Source organism: Mesorhizobium sp. M4B.F.Ca.ET.089.01.1.1 (genome assembly GCF_004022605.1).
Taxonomy (GTDB): domain Bacteria; phylum Pseudomonadota; class Alphaproteobacteria; order Rhizobiales; family Rhizobiaceae; genus Mesorhizobium; species Mesorhizobium abyssinicae.
Window position 1 is genome coordinate 1 of record NZ_RZOS01001012.1, and the last position, 846, is coordinate 846.

An 846-nucleotide genomic window follows, 5' to 3' on the forward strand; every position below is an offset into this window, starting at 1 on the left:
CTATTACGATGCGAAAATCAGGGAGAGGCGGGAGGCCGCACTCCGACTTACATCAGCCCACGGCCTTTTTCGACGATTTCATTCATCCGAGCGACGGCCGAGGCCAGCGAGAAGGAGGACCTGTCCCTGACAAGCTTGTTGACGACTTTCGTCCAAAGTGTGGTGCGGCGGCGATGAATGAAGATCATCTAAAGGTTGGAGCCTCCTGACAGGAAAAGGCCGACCGCGATGCTATCGTTGCCTCGGGCACAGCGCCAGGAGGTCACCATGTCCCGGATCAGCCGCCGCAACATGCTAGTGGGAAGCGCCGTTATTGGTACGACAGTTGCTGGAATCGACATCGCAAGGGAGCGGGAGCCATCCCACGAGCTGTCGACGCTAATCGAAGCGCACATGGCCGCCTACGAGACATTCATGAAGGCGATCCGGAAACCGAGTGGCAGGCACAGTGACCATGCTGCGAGCAGCAGGGCCGAAGAGAAGGCGCTGCTCGCCGTATGCGGGTTTCCAGCGATCAGTGAAGCCGACCGTCGAGCCAAGGCGACCTACCTTCTCCAGATCGAAGCGCGGGGGGAACTCGACCTCAGAGAGCACATGCAAACAGTTCTGCTCTCGATGACGTAGAGGTGGTGTAGCTCGGCGGCAAGCAGCCGCTCGCGAGCGCGCCCTCAACAGCGCCGCAGAGAGCGAGCGGCTGGATCGGAGCGCTCTTCGACGCCGATCAGCTTGAGATTGCCACTCCTCGTTCAATTTCCTTGGGCAGCAAATTTCATTGACAGGAGCCCCGCTGGCGCGGGTCGAAGTTCTTTCGCCTGTTGGAGAAAGGGGGCGCTGCCCCCTCTCCCC

The 846-nt window shown here is 60.3% G+C and carries 1 protein-coding gene; it reads left to right on the top strand.

Features of this window, described 5'->3' with window-relative positions; all coding sequences use genetic code 11:
- The first annotated feature begins 267 nt into the window (after nt 1-267).
- Nucleotides 268-624: a hypothetical protein gene (locus EN780_RS35690; protein WP_128276567.1), complete on the top strand. Its 357-nt coding sequence runs from the start codon at nt 268-270 to the stop codon at nt 622-624.
- Nucleotides 625-846: the final 222 nt, after the last annotated feature.

Excerpts from the sequence above, each read along its gene's own strand:
- EN780_RS35690 (WP_128276567.1), top strand. The coding sequence starts at position 268 with ATGTCCCGGATCAGCCGCCGCAACATGCTAGTGGGAAGCGCCGTTATT.